Genomic DNA, 19,401 nt, shown 5'->3' on the forward strand with positions numbered 1-19,401 from the left:
GGAAAGGCTCCTTCGTTTTTTTATCCAAGTTCCTGCTCCAGGTATTCCAGGGCTTCTTCAAACGAATCAACTCCAACTACCTCCATGTCGGTACCGATCGATTCTGCTGTTTCCAGTGCAATATCGTAATTTGACCCTTCCAGTCCGTTTTCATTGGGAGCAAAAAACACTTTCGCACCTGCGCGGTCTGCTGCAATCACTTTTTGCTTGACACCGCCAATACGTCCCACTTCTCCTTCTTCACTGAGGGACCCTGTGCCGGCAATCTGGTTTCCTTTTGTAATGTCCTCTTCCACCAGCTGATTATATATCTCAAGAGCAAACATCAGACCTGCAGACGGCCCCCCGATCTGTGCAGTATCGATTGACACATCCGGATTTCTCACCAGTTCACGGTCCGTTACGGGATGTGCAATTCCGATCCCTCCCCGCTCCCCTGTCGGATCAAGCTCTTCCGGGAACTTTTCTACGGTTAAGGTTACGTCCTGTCTTTCTTCTTCCCGTTCGATCACAAGATCAACTTCGTCTCCGATATCAACTGACCCCAGTTCTTCCAGAAGATCTTCTGCCTTCAATGTTTCTGTTCCGTTCACTTCGACGATCCGATCACCAACTTCCAGTTTTCTCTCGGCATCCATTCCTTCTACGAAGCTTGTAACAAGAACACCGTAGTTTTCAAAGTAGGCTTCTTTTCCAGCCGCATTGTAGGCAATTAAAACAGCCACATCCTGAGAACTTGTCATCATCACAAGCTGACGTTGATGATACTCTTCATCTGACTCACCTTCAGGGCGGATCAGGTTCTCTGCGATCAGATCACGATCATCAGATAACAGGGACCATACATAATTTATCGTATTCGCCCTTCCCATCCTCACAGTGGTAAGGCTCAGTGTTCCTTCATAATCGTACCCTTCCTCTACTTCAATCACTTCACTGAGAACTTTTGCATCTCCCGGAATGCTGAAGTAATAGGGAAGCTGATAAAAATTCACGAACAAAAGCACCAGTATAAAGATCGTCCACCGGAAAACCGACCCTTTAATCGTTTTCCCTCTCGTCTCTCTCATGATGTTTCTCCTTCCATGCGGCTATTCTCTCTTTAAAAACATCGAGGTTTTTTTCCATCTCTTTTTCACCCTGCAGGATAATTTCTTCCACATCCGTAAACTGTGTTGCTTTAATGTGTCTGAAGATGGGCCTGATCATCAGATCCGACTCTATTTCCCGATATCTTACCATTTCTTTTTCCATGATGTCCATACTCTGGATAATCACATCGTAAATGGAAGTGATCTCGGGTTCCGTATTAAAATACGACACATCCACGGCAATGACCATGTCAGCTCCCATGCTCTTCACAACACTGACAGGGACCCTGTCAATCACACCCCCGTCAACAAACAGCCGACCGCCGATCCGTTCAGGTACGAGGATGCCGGGTATAGCAATACTTGCACGGACAGCCTGGGTAACATCCCCGTCCTTAAAAACAACTTTTTCCCCTTTTTTGAGATCCGTTGCTACAATCGCCATTTCAGGGGAGAGCTCTTCTATCTTTTTCTGCTTAACGAGCATTTTGATGATGCTTTTTGCTTTTTCCCCTTTAATAAAGCCCATTTTCGGCACAGTAAAATCAAGGAAATACTTCCGTCTGAACTGCATTGCCATTTTTTCCATCGTCTCAGGTGTATGGCCTGCTCCGAACAGGGCACCGACGAGGGCTCCCATACTGCTGCCGGCGATGTAGTCCACCTGGATGCCTTCCCGCATAAGTACCTTTAATACACCAATATGGGCAAACCCCCTCGACCCGCCTGAGCCAAGAGCCAAACCAATCTTCGGGTTCATGTCTTTCCCCCTGTTCCGTCCCGGTCGTATGTGACGTTTAAGGTCTAAACGCACTCAGTAAACGTATATTTAACCGAGGACAAGTTTATGATGATTCTGCCTGAGAGGAGGCCTGATCTTTTGACAGCCTCATCGTTTAAAACAATGGTTCTTGGAGGTACGGCCACGTTTCTGGCTGTCTCTTTTATATTGTTTCCAAAAGATGCCTATGAAGCCTCCATACGCGGCTTGAACATGTGGTGGGAGGTGGTCTTTCCTTCCCTGCTTCCATTTTTTATTATGAGTGAATTTCTTATCAGCTTTGGTGTCGTTACCTTTGTCGGTGCTTTGTTTGAGCCTGTGATGCGGCCGTTATTCAGAGTTCCCGGTGTGGGCGGTTTTGTGTGGAGCATGGGGATGGCTTCGGGTTTTCCCGCCGGGGCAAAGCTTACGGCACGTCTTCGCAAAGATAAAAAAATCACCAGAATCCAGGCTGAACGACTCGTTTCATTTTCCAATGCTTCCAACCCCATCTTTATTTTCGGAGCCATCGCCGTAGGTTTTTTCCATAACCCTGCACTTGGTTTCCTCCTCGCCGTCTGTCACTACGGAGGCAACCTTCTCGTAGGACTTGCTATGCGATTTTACGGTACGGATGAGGAGAAAGAATCCAAACAGACCACACCCCGCTTCTCACTCCGGCATGCCTTCAGGCTGATGCACCAAGAGAGAAGGAAAGATACGCGGCCTCTTGGAAAGATGATGGGTGATGCCGTTTCATCTGCGGTCACAACATTGTTAATGATTGGCGGGTTTATCATTTTATTCTCAGTATTGAATCGTCTGCTTACGGTTATGCACGTTTCTGAAATGTTAGCGATATTGATTACTATTATACTTACTATCCTTCATATTCCCAACGAATTAAGTCCTGCTCTGATCTCCGGGCTGTTTGAAATTACGCTTGGCAGCCAGATGGCCAGTGTCGCTGCAGGCACCTCTTTGTATCACCAGGTGCTCATCACAAGCTTTATTCTTGGCTTTAACGGTTTCAGTGTTCAAGCTCAGGTTGCAAGTATCCTTGCTGAAACAGACATCCGGTTTAAACCGTTCTTTTTTGCTCGTGTCCTTCACGGGTTTCTGGCTATGGTTCTGGCAGCCTTTTTATTCGAACCTTTATATACAAACGGCACAGGCCGTACAGCAACAGAGGTATTTGCTCCCGTAAATACTGAGCACGTGAACACATTTTTCATTTCTGTATATGAATGGCTCACTCATTTCGGCGGTCTGGTTACGCTGGGTGGTCTCCTCCTGTTTGTACTTCTTAAAGCAGGGCGGGCCCTAAAGGAAACGAAGAGTATTATGTAACTTCCATAGCTCTCACAGCTTAACAATGAAAAAGAGAGAGTGATTCAAGGTGGCCTTATACCTTACGAGTCACTCTCTCTTTTTTCAGCTGTTCAGTTTTTCACGCAGGGCAGTCTGCACCTGTTCAGGAACAAGATCGCTCACATCTGCATCATACTTAGCCAGTTCTTTTACAATACTTGAACTGAGATAGGAATAATGATGATTGGTCATCATAAAAAACGTTTCGATCTCTTCATCAAGCTTGCGATTGATTGAAGCCATCTGAAGCTCATACTCAAAATCAGAAACAGCACGAAGTCCTTTAATAATCGCACTCGCCTTTTTTTGCCTCGCATATTCGATAAGAAGACCATCAAAACTGTCCACTTCTACATTTTCAAGGTGAGAAGTTGTTTCCTTGATCAGCTTTACCCGCTCCTCCACAGAGAACAGGGGCTTTTTACTGCGGTTATTTAAAACGGCAATGATTACTTTATCAAAAATTTTGGCGCCTCTCGTTACAATATCGAGATGCCCCACTGTAACAGGATCAAAGCTTCCGGGGCAGATTGCAATTTTACTCATCTTCTTTTTCTCCCTTCCCGTGCATGTAAATGGATATCACTGTGTCACCGTATTTCTCCTCTCGTACTTTCACAAGTGTTTCGTATGTATCATCCAGGCTCACCCTTACATCGTGCTCTGCAATGATCTTCCCATTCTCTTCAAGAAGGTCATTGTTTGAGATAAAGCTGAGTTCTTCAGGGATCTGCTGTTTTGCATAAGGCGGGTCGAGGAAGATAAACGTGAATTGCTTTTCCCGCTTTACAAGAGCCTGAAGGGCACGTCTGGCATCATTTTTATAAACTTCAGTCCGGGATTTCAGCCCGCAGGCAGCGATGTTGGCGCGTATGGTCTGAATCGCCTTAAAGTCTCTGTCGACAAACACTGCTTTTTCAACTCCACGGCTCAGGGCTTCGATGCCAAGCCCTCCTGCTCCGCCATAGAGATCGAGAACCGTTCCCCCTTCAAAATAGGGTCCGATCATATTAAATATGGATTCTTTTACTTTATCTGTTGTCGGCCGTGTCGAATCACCAGGTACGGCTTTTAAAGACACACCTTTATTTTTACCGCTGATCACTCTCATGTTCCTGCTCCTCTGTATTGGTTCTTGTTCAGGCGACGGAATGTTTTTCTTCCGTCTCCATTATTCGTGCTTTTATCGTAGCACAAAACAGATTGAAGCAAAAATTTCCTGATACAGCATTTGTCAATCTATGTTAATTTACGTGTATAAAGATTGGGTACTTGACCATAATAAGGATAGCAACATGATACCAATGTTGCTGACAACCGCGGAGAAGACTTACGTTTCCCCATAAGTTCTTCCTCCGGTTTCTCCTCTCCCATTGCCCTGGTAAGTGTGAACCGGCTTTACGGCCGGGTGCTTATTATAGGGTACCCGCAGAAGGTTGCTTCTGCGGGATTTTTTTGTTGTTAATTCTATAATGCAGGCTACTCTGAAAAAGAATTCAAACTCAGCTTCATTGAACGGAATATACTCCCTTTCCGCGGACTCGCGCCGAGCCTCCTCTGGGCTTCTCCCATGCGGGGTCTCGCCTGTCTCGCGCTTCCGCAGGAGTCTCGTGTATTCCGTTCAACTACAATGCGCTGTAAAAATCAGAAGAAGAGGATAACTCAGTCGAGAAAAAGATCCGAGCCCGCTTGCGGAATTGAATACGAAAGTAAATACGAAATTAAAAAACCTCCGCCCAAAGGCGAAGGTTTATAATCCCATTTTATAGTCATACTCTTTTGCTTTGTCAGGCTTGGAATTTTGAAATTCCGTGTTGAGCCAGGGGCGCATGGACATGGAGACACGTTTGACAAAGTGGTAGGATTCCAGCTTTTCCATCGTCTGTTCCACTTTTTCCCCGTCGCAATACAGCACAACGTATTTCATTTTTCTTGAAACGTAATGAATGTTTCCAAATCGCCGCAGCTGTTTCACGTGCTTCAGCGACTGAATCCAGACAGCCAGTCCGACACGATTTCCAATCACGCTCTTCCCCGTCCCCTTTTCCTGTATATGTTAACGTAAGTGTAGCACTACTCCTAAAAGGTGGCAAGCGTTCCCGGTGGGATCAGGAGCAGCCGCAGCTGCCTCCGGAACCACATCCGCCACTGCACCCGTCCTGGTCAAAGAACGGATTTCCTGTAGGCACCTTCACGCTTTTGGATACCGTATCAGCGATAATCAGACTTACGTCGCGGAGCATACTTTCAAGCTCTTTTTCCGCTTTTTTATATTCTGCAATCGAATCATGCAGATCCACCATTCGCTTAGCTTCCCGGACTTCTTTTGTCACCCGTTTGTAGTCAGGGTGGTACTTCCCAAAACGTTGGACTTCGTCGTAATCTTCCTTGAGTTTCAGGAATTCACTGACGAGGCGTGCCGCCTCTTTATCCTTATCCATCCGTTTTTTTGCATCTATATAATCAACGTACACTTCTGATGAAGTAACAAAGTCTCCGAGATCGTAAGCAGAATGGAGGACGTCTGCACTTGTTGCTGTAGTAATCATAGTAAAACACCTCCGTTACCATTATAGCACGTTCCGGGTGTTACATTTCAATACTTGATTGGTTCGCCATCTTCACACCCGGATATCCCTTGATCTCAGTCATAAGCCTGAACAGGGCTTCATCCTTTTTCTTTGCTTCAATCATCACATCCAAAACGTCCACACTCCCGTTGATTTCCTGCAGGAAAGACCAGATTCTGTTTACATCAATATAATCTGCGTGACTTTTGTCCATGGGATGCTCTCTTGGACTGGATATGTGTATCTTAACTGGGAGATCACTTCCGTCCCACGTGCCGGCAACCCGGTCCCAAAACGTTTCAACCGGCGTCCCTCCGTTTACATCATGATGGTGAAGATCGAACACAAACGGTACTCCAAGCTTCTCCCCGAGATAGAGGGCATGCTCTACCGTATAATTCGTATCGTCATTTTCAAGGATCAGCATCTCACTAAGGGTTACCGGTATGTCCTGAAACCGTTCAATAAACGTTTCAAGTCCTTTTTCCACTCCTTGTTTCTTCCCGCCAATATGAAGCACACACCTGTGACGGGGGGCTTGATTCATCCCTTTTAAAAGACGGTAGTGATACATAAGAACCTGAAGTGAGCGTTTGAACACATCATCGTCGGTCGTATTAAGGACTGTGTAATGATCCGGGTGAAACCCTGTACGGATCCTGTGCCTCGTAATCAGCTCTCCCAGCTCCGCCAGTGCAGGGCGAATCGCCCTATCCCACTTCCACCCTTCAGTCAGAGGGTGTCCTGCCAGAGGAACGAGTCGGGATGATAGACGAAATAAAGCGATATCATGGGCTGCGTTATGTTTAATGAGCCTTTTGCAGTTCTCAATATTTTTAATCGAAATTCTCTCAAGCTTACGGATAGCAGCATTCCGGTTATCCAGCTTCTCAAACTGGGCGGCCGTCATCGTATGGGAAGGGGAAGCATTTGTAAGAGACATACTCATTGCAACGTATCCGAACCTGACAATCATGTAGCTTCCTCCTCTGAAAGATTATCTCCAAGTTGATCAGGGTGGATAAAGGCAATTCGTTCAATTGAATCGATCTGGATCTTCTTCTCATCAAGTGTGTGAATGTATGGCCTTCCTTCACCAAGAGCATGGATCGATTCAATTTCAATGACCGATTGCCGGCCTGCCGGATCTTCAATCAGCACAGCCGCTTCCATGATAAGTGCCTGTCGCACCAGACGTAAAAGCATTGTTTTATCATAGCCTAAAAGAGAAAACCACTGCCTCGGCAGCTGCCCGATATCTTCTTTATATGGATGCCTGTGACCGCCTGATTCCTGCACAGTCCATCCTTTGCTTCCGGTCTCTTTTTTATGTACCTTTGGAACGGACTTCGTTTCATTGAGCAGTCCTGCTTTTTTCAGAAATCCTGCTGCTTTACGCCCGTCCTGCTGAGAAACAAACAAATGATCCTGGAGGGAAAAATAATCAACTTCCTTTTTATCAAGCAGAGACATACATGTCTCCGCAGCATGGATGTCCTGGATATGGAAACAATGAAAGAGTCCCTTTTCCTTCACAGGCGTTTTCTCGTTGATCCACCGTGCAAACTGCTGCTCATAACGCTTCGGGTCAATAAAAACCCCTCTGAATTTTTCAAAGAACGTTTCCACCTCAGGACCTGCCTGAACACTTTCTTTGTTAAAAATAACATGGGCTCCCCCTGATGAAAACACTTCAGGATTTACTTGCAGACTCCCCCACCTGAGAAGATGCCAGATAACCCCGGGATTAACCCCGGAAGGTATAATCATTTCAAAGTTCCCAAGATCCATAATGTACTGTTGATCATAAAGATCAATCAATTCCAGACCACAGCCGGACAAAACGCGCCCGTCCCCCTGAATCATGACACCGTAGGAAATTAGGTCATCGTCTTCCTCACATTCAAGGGGAGTGCCGTGAATAAATGCATGGACATCCATTTTATCTTGTTTCGTTTTCAATGAAAAAAGAGCGGCTTGTTCCATGACGTCATCAAAGCGGTTATGTAAAAAAGAAAGGAGCAGGTCTTCATTCCATCTGTTATTATCAATGCAGCCGAGACGTTTCATGGCCGCAAGAACCCATTTCTCTATTGCCGTGTGGTCCTTTCTCACTTTCGTAACGTTTTGCGTATACAGACGGTTCAGGGCATTCATTGTATTCCAGAAAAAGAGCCCCGGTTCTCCGGGAGGAAGAGACCCTTCTTTATTTAAAAAAGCCCTCTTCCATTCTCTCGGGACGAGCTCGCAGTGGTGATTTTCATAGGAAAGATGAAAAATAATCCCCGCTGCTGAAAGCCGCTCCCCCGCTCTTTTATCAAGGTAGGATTCACGTTTCGCGCTCGCACCTGCATCACCGAGGTCTTTTTTTAACAGGTGTGCAAGAACATTTTTCTCGCGAACACTGAGCTTAGCCATCACAGCAGCTGCACTTTCGTGTGAAACATCTTGAAGGGGGGGAATTCCTCGGTGTTTCCTCTCTTTTTCAACAGATTCTATTTTTTCATTCCCGGTTAATGAAAGTATTGTAGCGAGTTTCACGATGTCCACTCCTCTGATTCATACTCATAGCCTTGCTCGATCATAAAAAGCTGCCGGTTTCCTGCCCTTTCCTCTTCCTTTGTGCCCGCGGTGACCAAGGAGTAAAACGTTACACTCCTGCCTTTGTCAGACAGCCGCAAAAGTCTGCCGATACGCTGTGCTTCTTCCTGACGGGACCCGTACGCCCCGGAGAGCTGAATCCCAACCTGGGCATCGGGCAAATCGAGTGCAAGGTTGGCTACTTTGCTCAGAATAAGCGTTGTGACTTTTGAATCCCTGAAAGCCTGAAACAGCCGTTCCCGTTCTTCTTTAGGCGTCTCCCCTGTAATAAGAGGAAAGCCAGTACGCTCTCTCACCTGTTTGAGCTGGTTGAGATAGCTCCCGATAACGATTATTTTTTCTCCCTGATGTCTTTCAAGAAGTGTTTCCAGAACGTCAAGTTTCTTCAGGTTTTCACTCGCATGTCGGAACTGTTCACGCTTACTTTTATACCAGTGTGCCACTGCGTCTTCTTCACTGAACTGTACTCTTATTTCTTTACATACAGGCTTTGCAATCCAATGATTTTGTTCAAGCATCTGAATCCCTGCCTCATACCGTTTCGGGCCGATGAGACTGAAAATATCTTTTTCTTTTTTATCCTCACGTACACACGTTGCCGTCAGCCCCACCCGCCTTGTGCTGTGCAGAAGAGCCGCAAAGCGAAACAGTGGTGCCGGAAGCAGGTGGACTTCATCATAAATAATCAGTCCCCACCTGCGATTCTGAAAGAGGGGAAGATGAGAAAAGCTGCCGTTCTTCGATTTCCTGTGGGTCAGCATCTGATACGTTGTAATGGTAATCGGGAACATCGTCTGCTGCCCCGGTCTGTATATGCCGACTGACCCTTCCTTTACTGTCGTTTTGTTTTTAATTTCCCTCTCCCACTGCCTGAGAGATGTATCATTAGGTGTTAATACAAGGACTTCCTGTTTGATCTCTGCCATGATTGCTAAACCGACGATCGTTTTTCCGGCACCGCATGGAAGAACGATCACCCCGTTCCCCCCGTCCAGATGCCTTCTCTTTATCAGGGATTCACAGGCTTCTCTCTGATAGGGTCTTAACATGACTTCCGGCTTAAGGCTGATGGAAGCTTCCGTGCCTTCTTCGTATCCTCCGGAATCTCTGACCGGGTACCCTGCGTCCATAAGTGTCTGTTTTATTCTGCTTCTGTCAGCAGGCCGGATGGCCATGGCTTCGTAACCGTCTTTTGTGATAAGAACCTCTTCTTTTTCACAGAACAAAGAAATAAGTAATCCCTTTTTCTTTGAAACGATGTACAGCTTACCTTTTTTTCCTTTAATTATTTCCAAAAGGTTAAAACGTTCACACTGCTCTTTTATCCAGTCCAAAAGCGCATGTGGGGGATTCACCTTGGAAAAATCAGTTAAAAAAGAAGCCAGTTCTTCATAGGTAATTCCCTGCTCGCAGGCATACCAGATAGAATATTCACTCATCCGGTAAACATGAATAGCTGAAGGTGTTTTTATAAGATCAGCAATTTCCTGAATGACAGGATGAATGATTTTGTATTCTCTGTGGTTTGTCTGAACATAGATCATCCTGTCAGCTTGTACTAAAAGGGGCCGTTCCGGATTCATTTCTATCACCCTGCTTGTCGTGACTTCTATCTGTTAATGTCTGTGATTGGTCCGATTTTTATACAGTGACAAAGTTCTTGTATGTGGTGGAAGTATTGTTTGTGCGGGGTCAAATAGTTAAGGAGATATTAAAAAGTGCGGGCCTTCTGTCGGCTGGTATAGAGGGTTAAAAAGAGTTTAAATTCCCACATATCCGGAAGGAAATCTGGAATTCTTAATATAAAATTCCCAATCCTTAATATTTGTACCTTTATTATTAACATAAATCCCCAAATAAAGATCGTTCCGAGTTGTGCCGACCAACAAACAGCAAGCAGAAAACTCTTTTCCATTTTAAAGTATTTCAAATCTTTTTAATTAAAAAAGGGAGACCCCCCTCATCTCCCCGAATTGCATTTACGTTAAATTCCTACTGCTGCTGTCCCATTTGTCTCACCATATCAAACAGCATAGCTGCCAGATTGACATTGTTTTGAATACGGTCCATTCTCTGTGGAAAGGTTTTTCCGTAGAATACCTTTGCTTCTTTTTCCATCTCACTTAATAAACCAGGATTTCTCCCTAATTTCCTGTACCATTCCGGGTGCATTCTCAAGTACTTCCATAGTTCGGGCTGGGTCCTGATATGCTGGATGACTTCTGTTCTCATTTCCACGCCTCCTTTTAATCTTCTTTATAAGAAAACGGGGACGATGAGGTATTCGTATTGGAAGGTCCGGATGAATCGGGCCTGAATGTGGATAAGAGCTGCTGGATGGATGTAAGGGCACCGTTAAATTGTGTAAGCTGATTTTGCAGATCATTCATATTCATTGATTTAATCATTGACAGAATACCGGCAGCGGTTACTGCTGACTTTGGTGAGGCTGCACCTTCTTCAGACTCCTCCTCTGGAGTTTGACTCGTTTTGGTCCCGGTAACAGATCCGGTCTTATACTCATCCCAGACCGGGTCGTCCTCTCCGAATAACACCCATTCTTCATAAAGGTCCTGAAGTGTTTTTTCCTTTGCTTTCACATCCCGCAGCACGTGTGGGTTTTCTTTAACAAACGCTTTAAATTTCAAAACATCAGGATGCAATGACTTTCCCAACGTACTCACCTCCTAAGCGAATTCCTGTTCCTTATTACTATAGTAGTAAAACGCCTATGAGAATGTGAGCCTAATTTTTTGACTGTGTTAAAGAACATTGCAGAATACACGACTAAGGGATCAAGTTGGCAGGCTGAGACTCCGGAGTGGGCTTTTCCCGGAGGAGTGTCGCACATTCGCTCCAATCACGTTTTTTAAAATAAAAATGCTCTTTTAACCAGCATACAAATAAAGCTAATTAATAATCGCTTTGAATAGCGGTTGCTGTTCAACAACAGAGCCTGAATTAATGAGATCACTTGACTTTTTCAGTGCCCTCACGGAGCACGAGGGGGTCACCGCCGCTCCGTGGGAAATGGAGTGCGATATACACAAATCAACACCCGAGTTTAACATAGCAAATTCTTAAGTGTACCAACCTGAATTCCTGGAACAAAGAGCTCTCAGGCATCTGGTTGCTGCTTATCCGAAGTGAGCTTTTGTCCATCAATCAAAAAGAAGACACTTCGAGGAATGCTCTGAAGTGTCTTCTGGTTCATCAATTTACCAAGGTGTCATAAAGTTCTGTGTGTAAAAGTCGCGGTGCACGCCGACTCCGAGGTGGGAAAGGTCTTCATTCATCAGGTTTACCCGGTGTCCTTCACTGTTCAGCCAGCCTTCCATAGCAGAAGCTGCATCAACATATCTTGCAGCAATATTTTCAGCTGCCCGCTGATACTGAACACCCCCGTTTGTAAGGCGTTCGCCAAGATCTCCCCGTGTTGGTGACTGGTGGGAAAAGTAGCCATTATCCCGCATGTCCTTACTGTGCCCATAAGCAACAAGTGACGTGTCTTCATCCCAATCGAGGGGAGGCAGGCTGTGTTTTTCCCTGAAATTGTTGGTCAGATCAAAAATCTGTCTGGCCATTCCTTCTTCAACCTTCTCCCATTCCTCTTCACTAAGAGCTGGTTTCTCGGGAAGAGACCCTCTGTAAGTAAGGGAATAGGGCTGCTGCTTCACCAGTGTTTCCGCTTCAATAAAACGGATTGAAGAGAGTTCCTCTTCAAAGGTGTCAAAATACAGCTGAACCCAGACGCCATCAATTTCAACGAGTGGGTGTGACTGAATCTCCCGTGGTGAGAGCGTAAATTGAAAGTCGCCGGAAACAGCTGCTTCCCTTTCAAACGTCCACTCTTCTTCAAGCCGGTCATAGGAATCTCCAAGATTAAACGGAGCAGTCTGGTCGTTTGGTACGTTCGTATAAATCGTAACGATACGCCCTTCTTCCACTCCTGCCTGCACATACCGGTCACTTTCATTCCATACATACCAATTATAACCATATTGGGAAGGCTCAGTACGGTCGGGTTCACCGTATTGATTAACAAGTACATCGGTATTTTCACCAATCAAATCATAAAAAGGCTCCCCCGGCGTCTCCCCATTCCGGGATTGTTCTTCGTCTGGCTCCCCATGAGGGTCGGCTGTCACTTCCTCAGATTCAATCTGCTCTTCTTCAGCATCTTCTTCGTGAAGCTCCTCTTCCTCTTCAACAGCTTCCGAGTTATTTTCAGGCACCTCTTCTTCAGGTGCATCCTCTTCGATATAGGAAGGCGTATCATCACCTACCGTGGGCATTTCTTCAGGCATTTCTTCAATTAAGTATTCTTCGGTTTGTTCATCCAGAAATAACATAAATGCAATAAGTCCAAGTCCGAATACAATAAAAACCAGTTTCAATATAATCCGCATAGTTACTCCTCTCTGATGACCCCTTACTTTAGCTCACTTCTTTTTGTTTCCAGTTAAATCCTGCCTCAAACGTAAACCTTACAAAAAATTATACATTTTGGCAACTGTCTGTTTAAATCAGCCGGCAAAAAAAGAGGCTCCCTAAAAGGAACCTCTTTTTTGGACAGACTGATTTTAATGATGAGCTTCCGGTCGCTCAGAAATTTCATTCAGTGCAAAGCTTGCTTCGTCAGTCGTTGACGTGTGGGTAGCCAGGTCTCCGAGCGACACGATACCAACCAGCTTTTGTCCGTCAACAATCGGAAGGCGGCGGATCTGTTTTTCAGCCATCATCTGAGCCGCCTGATCAACAATCATACCTGAATCAGCTGTAATGAGGTGTTCACTCATCACTTCTTTTACTTCGCAGGAGTTCGGACGTTTTTCCGCTACACCACGTAATACAATGTCACGGTCTGTAACCATGCCTAGGAGATGATCACCTTCGCACACCGGGATAGCCCCAACATCAAGGTTCTTCATTTTCGTTGCTGCCGTGTAAAGATTATCGTCCGGTTTGCAACATTCCACTTCCGCTGTCATAACGTCTCTTAAGCTTTTCATACCTTTTACCCTCCATGATCAAAATGTCATACACCGTTACTTTAACCATGAAAGCTGAATTTATTTATAAAAAGGTAGTAAACCGTGTCAAATCAGTGAATTATACATTAAAAACAGGAACGTTTCGTTGCATCCGGCGCCAATTCGTAATATGATTATAAGGAATGAACTTGAGACCGCTTTTGGGAGGTAAAACAGATGAAATTTGAAGCACATGAACTGGAAGGCCTTGAAATTGAATTTCAGGCACTGGAAAACGTTATGGACGGATTAGGTTTTACGCACGTTTGGGATTATGAGCGTGTTACCTTTGATTATAAGATTGTTGATCAAGTGCGCGATGACGTATACTATTTCCGTGTTCAGGGTTATGCCATTGAAGGTGAAATTCCTCAGCCTCACAGCATTGTGAAGATTATGAAGACATTCCTTGGCAAGCACTACTATCCACACGGTGTTGAGTATGATAACGAAGAGTTTCCAAAGCATATCGTAGAAAAGTGCAAAAAGAAAATTGCAGGTGTTCAAAAACAGCTCGCGGAAGAAGTAAACTAAGGTACATAAAACAAGCCGTTACCGAACATTACGTACGTTGCAGGACACAACACGTACATTGACTTCCTGTACAGCTACAGAAGTCATGTCGTATAAGTGATCTGCCATGTATACCTGGAGCTTTCGACACACTGAATGGATGGGATAGCCGTCTTCGATGACGACCTCCAGAGTGATCGAAAGCTTTTCTTTTTCTTCACCGCCGCAAAACCGGAGTTTAACCGATGATAAGGAATCTTTTAACCTCTGGTCCTCATTCACTAATTGTAAAAAAGGGTTTGTGGATGTCCATTCCTTAAAAAGATGGTACACGTACTGTCTGAGAGCTTTAATGGAAATGGATACATCTCCTTTAGACTTTTCGTGCGAGAGGATATGCACGTTTTTTTTCATGAAAACACTCCTTCCTGTTTTTGAATTACGACTGTCAATGACCAGGCTTTCAGTCTATAATGAGGTAGAGAGTTAAGAGCCGGAAAGGGGTTTACTGGTGACACTGAAAAACTATAAAAAGTACGTTTACATTGGTATCGGAATACTGGTTGCAGCCCTTTTTTTCTACTTCATTATGCCGGTATCAATACCTCTGATCCTAGCGCTTGTAACGGCTCTGTTTTTAACACCGGCCGTCACCGCTTTAAGTACCCGGACCCGCCTGAAGCGTAGTATATCTGTGTTTGCGGTCTTTATGATATTTTTATGTATTATCAGTTTGTCCACATACATCCTAACAACAAAGGCCGTTACCCAGGTGAACCAGTTTGTTGAAAGTCTTCCCCATACGGTCAATGAGATCGCCTTTGCATGGAACGGCTTTCTGGATAACCTGAACGAACAGCTTGGTGAAATATCCCCGGACCTTGTAAGGGAGCTTGACAGACAGGTTACCTATACGCTCGGGAACTTTCGGACGTATTTTGAAGATATCAACTTTGTGAATCATGTGACCAATTTTGTGATTAAAATACCGTCATACCTTGTTTCACTGATCGTATATTTAATTGCGCTTTACTTGTTTTTACTGGAACTGCCGCGTCTTAAGAAAAAAATGTTCTCCTATATGACTGAAAAGACGCAGGAAAAAGTCCGCTTTATGAGTTCCCGTCTATCCTATGTCATCTTCGGCTTTTTCAAGGCACAGTTTCTGGTTAGTATCATTATCTTTATTGTCACCTTTATCGGGCTTCTGTTTATAGCACCTGAAGTTGCCTTAATCATGTCCATCATCATCTGGATCATTGATTTTATCCCGATTATCGGATCGATTGCAGTACTTGCTCCATGGGCCTTGTATCACTTAATTGCAGGAAATACCATACTTGCCGTTCAGCTGCTTATTTTGGCTGCTGTACTTCTTATTATCAGGCGTACAGTGGAACCAAAGGTTATGGGACATCATATCGGGCTTTCCCCCCTTGCGACCCTGATTTCTTTGTATATTGGACTTCAGCTTATTGGAATCCTTGGTTTTATTCTCGGTCCTCTCGTTGTTATTCTGTTTACGAGTGCTAAAGAAGCCGGGATCATAAAATTTAATTTCAAAGTGTAAAACCGTTCGCTCCTTCCCCTCCGGGAAGAAGACGAACGGTTTTTTTGGTCCTTTTCCTTGTATTTTCATGCTCATCTTCGTGAACAATTTACTATTTAGGAAGAACGATGGTGTTTGCTTGAGTTATTAAAGAGTTTGCTGGGCTTTACGGAAAACTTTTCTCCGGTTATGCAGAGTTTATTGGACTTTATGGAGAACTTTCTGCCTTTTATGCAGAGTTCAAAGGACTTTATGAAGAACTTTTCGCCATATATGCAGAGTTTTAGATCATTTAAAGAGAATTCGTCATATTTCGATAACGCTCTCATTGGTCTTGATCCAGTGTTAAACTCGGATAAGGATACGTTACCTTTCTACGCCGTCCCCGCGGAAAGGGAGTGTAATCAGCCTAAATCAACACCGTGTTTAATAAAGCCTGCAAAAAAACCGGCAGTCCACTAAGGAACTGCCGGTTCTTATTAAATGCCCAGAATAGCGCGCCACACATTGGTTGTTTCACCAGGCGGGAAAATAACGTAAAGAAGGAGATACACCATAACACCGGAGCTTGCCGAGATAAACCAGACAACGGATGTCACAGGACCAAGACGTCTGTGGACACTGAGCTTGTTTTTATAGCCTGTAACAAGCGTCCAGATTCCCATTGCTGCCGCAACAGTTGCAAGGACGATGTGGAACAGGAGAAAAATTGTATAATAGATCCGGATATCGTCAGGTCCGCCGAAAGCGGTGCTGCCGATAAAGAATGTTTTGGACAAGTACGTGATAAAGAAAATAACAGCTAATACAGCCGCCCAGAACATAGCTTTCTTATGTGCTTCTATTTTACGTCTGGCAACAAGATACCAGCCCATGGCAACAAACAGTGCACTTGCTGCAATAAAGATTGTACTTACAAAAGGTAAAAAGGTATCCACCGTTTACCCACCCTTCTCATTCTTCAATTACCTCTATCATATCGAATTTTGACGAATAGCCCCAATGCTTATTGTGACAAATTAATGACAGAATAAAACCGAAAAATGTTCATAAACAAGGAGCCCGGCTTGAAGCAGGGCTCCTTGTTTTCAATTGGTTCTTTTAGTACTTTGTAACACCGATTAAAAGCATCAATGTGGCTACTGTTATTCCAGCTACTAAAAATCCTGTCCAAAGCATAATGTTGGACCAGCCGTTACCTCTTTCATTTAAGTGCATGAAATAGTAAAGCTGCATAATTACCTGAACCCCTGCGATAATCAAAATAAATGGAATCGCAAAACGGTTAGGAATGGTGTCACTTGCCACTGTCAAAAAGGCAATGGAAGTTAAAAAAATCATAAACACAAATGAAATAATTTGCTGTTTTCCTTCTCTGGCCAGTTGACGCTCCGCTTTTTTGGAAGGTTTTCCTTTAAGCGGTGCGCTTGGATCAGTTACATGTGGATCCATATTTTATTAACCCCCCTTAAACTCCCATCAAGTATACGACGGTGAAGATGAATACCCATACGACATCAATAAAGTGCCAGTACAGGGATGCTACGTAGAATTTCGGTGCGTTTGTAAGCGTTACACCAGCTTTTCTGTAGCGGATTAACAAAGTTGAAATCCAGAGAATACCAAAGAGTACGTGACCACCGTGTGTACCTACAAGGGTGTAGAATGATGATGCGAAGGCACTCGTTGTAAATCCGAGACCGTAGTTGACATACACAACAAACTCATAAATCTCAAAACCAAGGAAACATGCTCCGAGGAAAACTGTTGCCCACATCCAGATGATAAGGCCTTTAAAGTTTCCTTTTTTCATATTGATCATCGCAAATACACTTGTAAGTGAACTTGTTAATAGAAGCATTGTCATGATAAACACAAGGTCAAGGTGGAAAAGGTCAGCGGAGGTTGGACCGTCCGCTACACCATTTCTAAGACCAAGATACGTTCCGAATAAACTTGCGAACAGAACCGTCTCTCCACCGAGGAAAAACCAGAATCCAAGAAACTTGTTTTTACCTTCGAGTGTTGCTTTTTCCGGATGTGAAGGAAGGGTTTGCTCATGTTTTACTGTTTCAGCCATAATTACCCAACCCCCTCTTCTTTCTTAATGTCTTCTTTATGAATGTGGTAACCATGATCTTCCTTGATGGAACGGATGAACATGGCCCCAAGTGTAATACCGAGCCCGATTACTGTCACCGGAATTACGTGATAGATCAGTCCGAACGCTGCAATAAACAGACCAAGACTCATAAAGATCGGCAGGATTGAGCCATTAGGCATATGAATATCATCAAGTGGTTCAGCAGCCTTCAGCTTACCGTTACCGTGCATCTTTTCGTACCATAGTGCGTCAAGCTCACGAACAAGCGGAGTCTGGGCAAAGTTGTACTCAGGAGTCGGTGTAGGAATACCCCACTCAAGTGTACGGCCATCCCAAGGATCTGCTTCTGATTTGTTCTTCACAGATACAACAACGTTTACCAGGAATAGAATAAACGCCACACTCATCAGGATTGCCCCTACTGAACTTACAAAGTTCAAGCTGTCAAGTCCCTGACCCGGAAGGTAGGAAGCCACTCGACGAGGCATACCCATCAGACCAACAAAGTGCTGTACGAAGAATGTTAAGTGGAATCCGAAAAGGAATAACCAGAAGAACCACTTTCCGAGTGTTTCGTTCAGCTTGTAACCGAACATTCTTGGCCACCAGTAGAATGCACCGGCGAAAAGACCAAGTACTACCCCACCGATAATAACGTAGTGGAAGTGGGCAACAACGAAGTACGTGTCATGGAACTGGTAGTTCGCTGCACTTGTTGCAAGCATAACACCAGTTACCCCACCCATTACGAATGATGGGATGAAACCTATTGCGAAAAGATTCGCAGTTGTAAACTGGATACGTCCGCCCCACAGGGTGAAGAGCCAGTTAAAGATCTTAATACCTGTTGGTACGGCAATGGCCATTGTTGCTACTGCGAAGATCGCGTTGGCAACAGGACCGATACCCACTGTAAACATGTGGTGAGCCCAAACCATGAATCCAAGGAAACCGATGATCAGTGTAGCGAACACCATCGCAGAGTAACCGAACAGACGCTTCTTGGAGAACGTAGCCAGGATTTCAGAGAAAATACCGAATGCCGGTAAAATTAAGATATATACTTCCGGGTGTCCGAAGATCCAGAATAAGTGCTGCCAGATAACAACGTTACCGCCAAAATCAACTGCGAAGTACGTTGCACCGAACAGACGCTCAAGCATAAGGAGTAAAAGACCAACTGTAAGTGCCGGGAAGGCAAAAAGGATAAGGGCAGATGCAACAAAGCTGCTCCATGTAAACAGAGGCATACGCATCATGCTCATTCCCGGAGCACGCATGTTGATGATCGTTACAAGGAAGTTAATCCCTGATATTAATGTACCAAGACCACTGATCTGAAGACCGAGTACATAGTAATCAATACCAGTACCGGAGTATTCACTTGAAAGTGGTACATAAGCGGTCCAGCCGGCATCAGGTGCGCCGCCCAGGAACCAGCTCAGGTTAATTAAGATTCCCCCGAACAGGAACAACCAGAAACCAAGGGAGTTCAGGAACGGGAAGGCAACGTCCCGGGCTCCAATCTGGAGGGGAACGATATAGTTCATAAATCCGAATAAAAGCGGCATAGCAGCCAGGAAGATCATGGTCGTACCATGCATCGTCAGTAGTTCGTTAAATGTTTGTGCTGAAACAAAGCCAAGATTTGGGAACATTAGCTGAATACGCATTAGTATTGCTTCAAGCCCACCAAGGGCGAAGAAGAAACCACCGGAAACCAAGTAAAGAATACCGATCTTTTTATGGTCAACGGTCGTCAGCCAATCCCAAAGCACGCTTTTTTGTGCTTTTGCATTTGACACGTTG

At 44.7% G+C, this 19,401-nt stretch carries 21 protein-coding genes; 3 read left to right on the forward strand and 18 right to left on the reverse strand.

Translation table 11 applies throughout. The annotated features are described in order from the left end of the window. Positions 1 to 20: 20 nt before the first annotated feature. Positions 21 to 1,070: a SepM family pheromone-processing serine protease gene (locus JSY36_RS08960; protein ID WP_205166124.1), complete on the reverse strand. Its 1,050-nt coding sequence runs from the start codon at positions 1,068 to 1,070 to the stop codon at positions 21 to 23. Then, positions 1,042 to 1,851, reverse strand: a complete 810-nt coding sequence (locus tag JSY36_RS08965) for a patatin-like phospholipase family protein (protein WP_122897220.1) — start codon at positions 1,849 to 1,851, stop codon at positions 1,042 to 1,044. The genes JSY36_RS08960 and JSY36_RS08965 overlap by 29 nt, the downstream gene beginning before the upstream one ends. 120 nt (positions 1,852 to 1,971) lie before the next feature. On the opposite strand from JSY36_RS08965, the gene ylbJ reads away from it, so the two are divergent. Beyond that, entirely contained in the window at positions 1,972 to 3,201 is a 1,230-nt protein-coding gene (gene ylbJ / locus JSY36_RS08970; protein WP_419466036.1) for a sporulation integral membrane protein YlbJ, read from the forward strand. Between the two features lie 84 nt (positions 3,202 to 3,285). On the opposite strand, the gene coaD is transcribed toward ylbJ, so the two are convergent. The 11 genes from coaD to JSY36_RS09025 form a co-directional block, all read right to left on the reverse strand. Then, positions 3,286 to 3,768 carry a pantetheine-phosphate adenylyltransferase gene (gene coaD / locus JSY36_RS08975; RefSeq protein ID WP_122897222.1) on the reverse strand — a complete coding sequence of 161 codons (483 nt, stop codon included), beginning with the start codon at positions 3,766 to 3,768 and terminating at the stop codon, positions 3,286 to 3,288. Continuing rightward, complete coding sequence (gene rsmD / locus JSY36_RS08980) at positions 3,761 to 4,333, reverse strand: 16S rRNA (guanine(966)-N(2))-methyltransferase RsmD (protein WP_205166125.1); 573 nt, start codon at positions 4,331 to 4,333, stop codon at positions 3,761 to 3,763. Before rsmD ends, coaD begins: the two co-directional genes overlap by 8 nt. Positions 4,334 to 4,972: 639 nt before the next feature. Further along, on the reverse strand, positions 4,973 to 5,248 hold the full coding sequence (locus JSY36_RS08985; protein ID WP_026690020.1) for a YlbG family protein: 276 nt from the start codon (positions 5,246 to 5,248) through the stop codon (positions 4,973 to 4,975). Positions 5,249 to 5,330: 82 nt separating this feature from the next. Next, entirely contained in the window at positions 5,331 to 5,771 is a 441-nt protein-coding gene (locus JSY36_RS08990) for a YlbF/YmcA family competence regulator (protein WP_122897224.1), read from the reverse strand. A 40-nt stretch (positions 5,772 to 5,811) separates the two neighbouring features. After that, the gene (gene uvsE / locus JSY36_RS08995) at positions 5,812 to 6,768 is read right to left on the reverse strand and encodes a UV DNA damage repair endonuclease UvsE (protein ID WP_205166126.1); all 957 of its coding nucleotides are present in this window, start codon (positions 6,766 to 6,768) and stop codon (positions 5,812 to 5,814) included. Continuing rightward, entirely contained in the window at positions 6,765 to 8,333 is a 1,569-nt protein-coding gene (locus tag JSY36_RS09000) for a hypothetical protein (RefSeq protein ID WP_205166127.1), read from the reverse strand. Before JSY36_RS09000 ends, uvsE begins: the two co-directional genes overlap by 4 nt. Then, the gene (locus JSY36_RS09005) at positions 8,330 to 9,976 is read right to left on the reverse strand and encodes a DNA repair helicase XPB (RefSeq protein WP_122897227.1); all 1,647 of its coding nucleotides are present in this window, start codon (positions 9,974 to 9,976) and stop codon (positions 8,330 to 8,332) included. The genes JSY36_RS09000 and JSY36_RS09005 overlap by 4 nt, the downstream gene beginning before the upstream one ends. A 409-nt stretch (positions 9,977 to 10,385) precedes the next feature. Then, positions 10,386 to 10,625 (reverse strand): YlbE-like family protein, encoded by a 240-nt coding sequence (locus JSY36_RS09010; RefSeq protein ID WP_122897228.1) that lies wholly within the window; start codon positions 10,623 to 10,625, stop codon positions 10,386 to 10,388. A gap of 14 nt (positions 10,626 to 10,639) precedes the next feature. Continuing rightward, positions 10,640 to 11,068: a YlbD family protein gene (locus JSY36_RS09015; protein ID WP_205166128.1), complete on the reverse strand. Its 429-nt coding sequence runs from the start codon at positions 11,066 to 11,068 to the stop codon at positions 10,640 to 10,642. Positions 11,069 to 11,611: 543 nt separating this feature from the next. Further along, the gene (locus JSY36_RS09020) at positions 11,612 to 12,802 is read right to left on the reverse strand and encodes a CAP domain-containing protein (protein WP_205166129.1); all 1,191 of its coding nucleotides are present in this window, start codon (positions 12,800 to 12,802) and stop codon (positions 11,612 to 11,614) included. Positions 12,803 to 12,976: 174 nt separating this feature from the next. Further along, positions 12,977 to 13,405, reverse strand: a complete 429-nt coding sequence (locus JSY36_RS09025) for a CBS domain-containing protein (RefSeq protein ID WP_122897231.1) — start codon at positions 13,403 to 13,405, stop codon at positions 12,977 to 12,979. 198 nt (positions 13,406 to 13,603) lie between these two features. Between JSY36_RS09025 and JSY36_RS09030 the strand changes: the two genes are divergently transcribed. Further along, positions 13,604 to 13,960: a YugN family protein gene (locus JSY36_RS09030; protein ID WP_205166130.1), complete on the forward strand. Its 357-nt coding sequence runs from the start codon at positions 13,604 to 13,606 to the stop codon at positions 13,958 to 13,960. An 18-nt stretch (positions 13,961 to 13,978) separates the two neighbouring features. Here JSY36_RS09030 and JSY36_RS09035 read toward each other — a convergent pair whose 3' ends face one another. After that, positions 13,979 to 14,353, reverse strand: a complete 375-nt coding sequence (locus tag JSY36_RS09035; RefSeq protein ID WP_205166131.1) for an Asp23/Gls24 family envelope stress response protein — start codon at positions 14,351 to 14,353, stop codon at positions 13,979 to 13,981. Between the two features lie 94 nt (positions 14,354 to 14,447). Here JSY36_RS09035 and ytvI point away from each other — a divergent pair, with 94 nt between their 5' ends. Further along, the gene (gene ytvI, locus JSY36_RS09040; RefSeq protein ID WP_205166422.1) at positions 14,448 to 15,509 is read left to right on the forward strand and encodes a sporulation integral membrane protein YtvI; all 1,062 of its coding nucleotides are present in this window, start codon (positions 14,448 to 14,450) and stop codon (positions 15,507 to 15,509) included. Positions 15,510 to 15,967: 458 nt separating this feature from the next. On the opposite strand, the gene JSY36_RS09045 is transcribed toward ytvI, so the two are convergent. The 4 genes from JSY36_RS09045 to ctaD all read right to left on the reverse strand — a co-directional run bounded on the left by JSY36_RS09045 (position 15,968) and on the right by ctaD (position 19,397). After that, positions 15,968 to 16,426 carry a DUF420 domain-containing protein gene (locus JSY36_RS09045; protein WP_205166132.1) on the reverse strand — a complete coding sequence of 153 codons (459 nt, stop codon included), beginning with the start codon at positions 16,424 to 16,426 and terminating at the stop codon, positions 15,968 to 15,970. Positions 16,427 to 16,589: 163 nt separating this feature from the next. Then, complete coding sequence (locus JSY36_RS09050; protein ID WP_205166133.1) at positions 16,590 to 16,940, reverse strand: cytochrome C oxidase subunit IV family protein; 351 nt, start codon at positions 16,938 to 16,940, stop codon at positions 16,590 to 16,592. A gap of 16 nt (positions 16,941 to 16,956) precedes the next feature. Then, a complete protein-coding gene (locus JSY36_RS09055) occupies positions 16,957 to 17,568 on the reverse strand; it encodes a cytochrome (ubi)quinol oxidase subunit III (protein ID WP_205166134.1) in 612 nt (203 codons plus the stop codon). A 2-nt stretch (positions 17,569 to 17,570) separates the two neighbouring features. Continuing rightward, on the reverse strand, positions 17,571 to 19,397 hold the full coding sequence (gene ctaD / locus JSY36_RS09060; protein WP_122897238.1) for a cytochrome c oxidase subunit I: 1,827 nt from the start codon (positions 19,395 to 19,397) through the stop codon (positions 17,571 to 17,573). Positions 19,398 to 19,401: the final 4 nt, after the last annotated feature.

Origin of the sequence: Alteribacter salitolerans, from assembly GCF_016901055.1 — a bacterium.
In the GTDB taxonomy this organism is placed as follows: domain Bacteria; phylum Bacillota; class Bacilli; order Bacillales; family Salisediminibacteriaceae; genus Alteribacter; species Alteribacter keqinensis.

Coding starts and splice junctions, on each gene's coding strand:
- JSY36_RS08960 (WP_205166124.1), bottom strand. CDS start 1,070: ATGAGAGAGACGAGAGGGAAAACGATTAAAGGGTCGGTTTTCCGGTGG.
- JSY36_RS08965 (WP_122897220.1), bottom strand. CDS start 1,851: ATGAACCCGAAGATTGGTTTGGCTCTTGGCTCAGGCGGGTCGAGGGGG.
- coaD (WP_122897222.1), bottom strand. CDS start 3,768: ATGAGTAAAATTGCAATCTGCCCCGGAAGCTTTGATCCTGTTACAGTG.
- rsmD (WP_205166125.1), bottom strand. CDS start 4,333: ATGAGAGTGATCAGCGGTAAAAATAAAGGTGTGTCTTTAAAAGCCGTA.
- JSY36_RS08990 (WP_122897224.1), bottom strand. CDS start 5,771: ATGATTACTACAGCAACAAGTGCAGACGTCCTCCATTCTGCTTACGAT.
- uvsE (WP_205166126.1), bottom strand. CDS start 6,768: ATGATTGTCAGGTTCGGATACGTTGCAATGAGTATGTCTCTTACAAAT.
- JSY36_RS09005 (WP_122897227.1), bottom strand. CDS start 9,976: ATGAATCCGGAACGGCCCCTTTTAGTACAAGCTGACAGGATGATCTAT.
- JSY36_RS09010 (WP_122897228.1), bottom strand. CDS start 10,625: ATGAGAACAGAAGTCATCCAGCATATCAGGACCCAGCCCGAACTATGG.
- JSY36_RS09020 (WP_205166129.1), bottom strand. CDS start 12,802: ATGCGGATTATATTGAAACTGGTTTTTATTGTATTCGGACTTGGACTT.
- JSY36_RS09025 (WP_122897231.1), bottom strand. CDS start 13,405: ATGAAAAGCTTAAGAGACGTTATGACAGCGGAAGTGGAATGTTGCAAA.
- JSY36_RS09030 (WP_205166130.1), top strand. CDS start 13,604: ATGAAATTTGAAGCACATGAACTGGAAGGCCTTGAAATTGAATTTCAG.
- JSY36_RS09035 (WP_205166131.1), bottom strand. CDS start 14,353: ATGAAAAAAAACGTGCATATCCTCTCGCACGAAAAGTCTAAAGGAGAT.
- JSY36_RS09050 (WP_205166133.1), bottom strand. CDS start 16,940: ATGGATCCACATGTAACTGATCCAAGCGCACCGCTTAAAGGAAAACCT.
- JSY36_RS09055 (WP_205166134.1), bottom strand. CDS start 17,568: ATGGCTGAAACAGTAAAACATGAGCAAACCCTTCCTTCACATCCGGAA.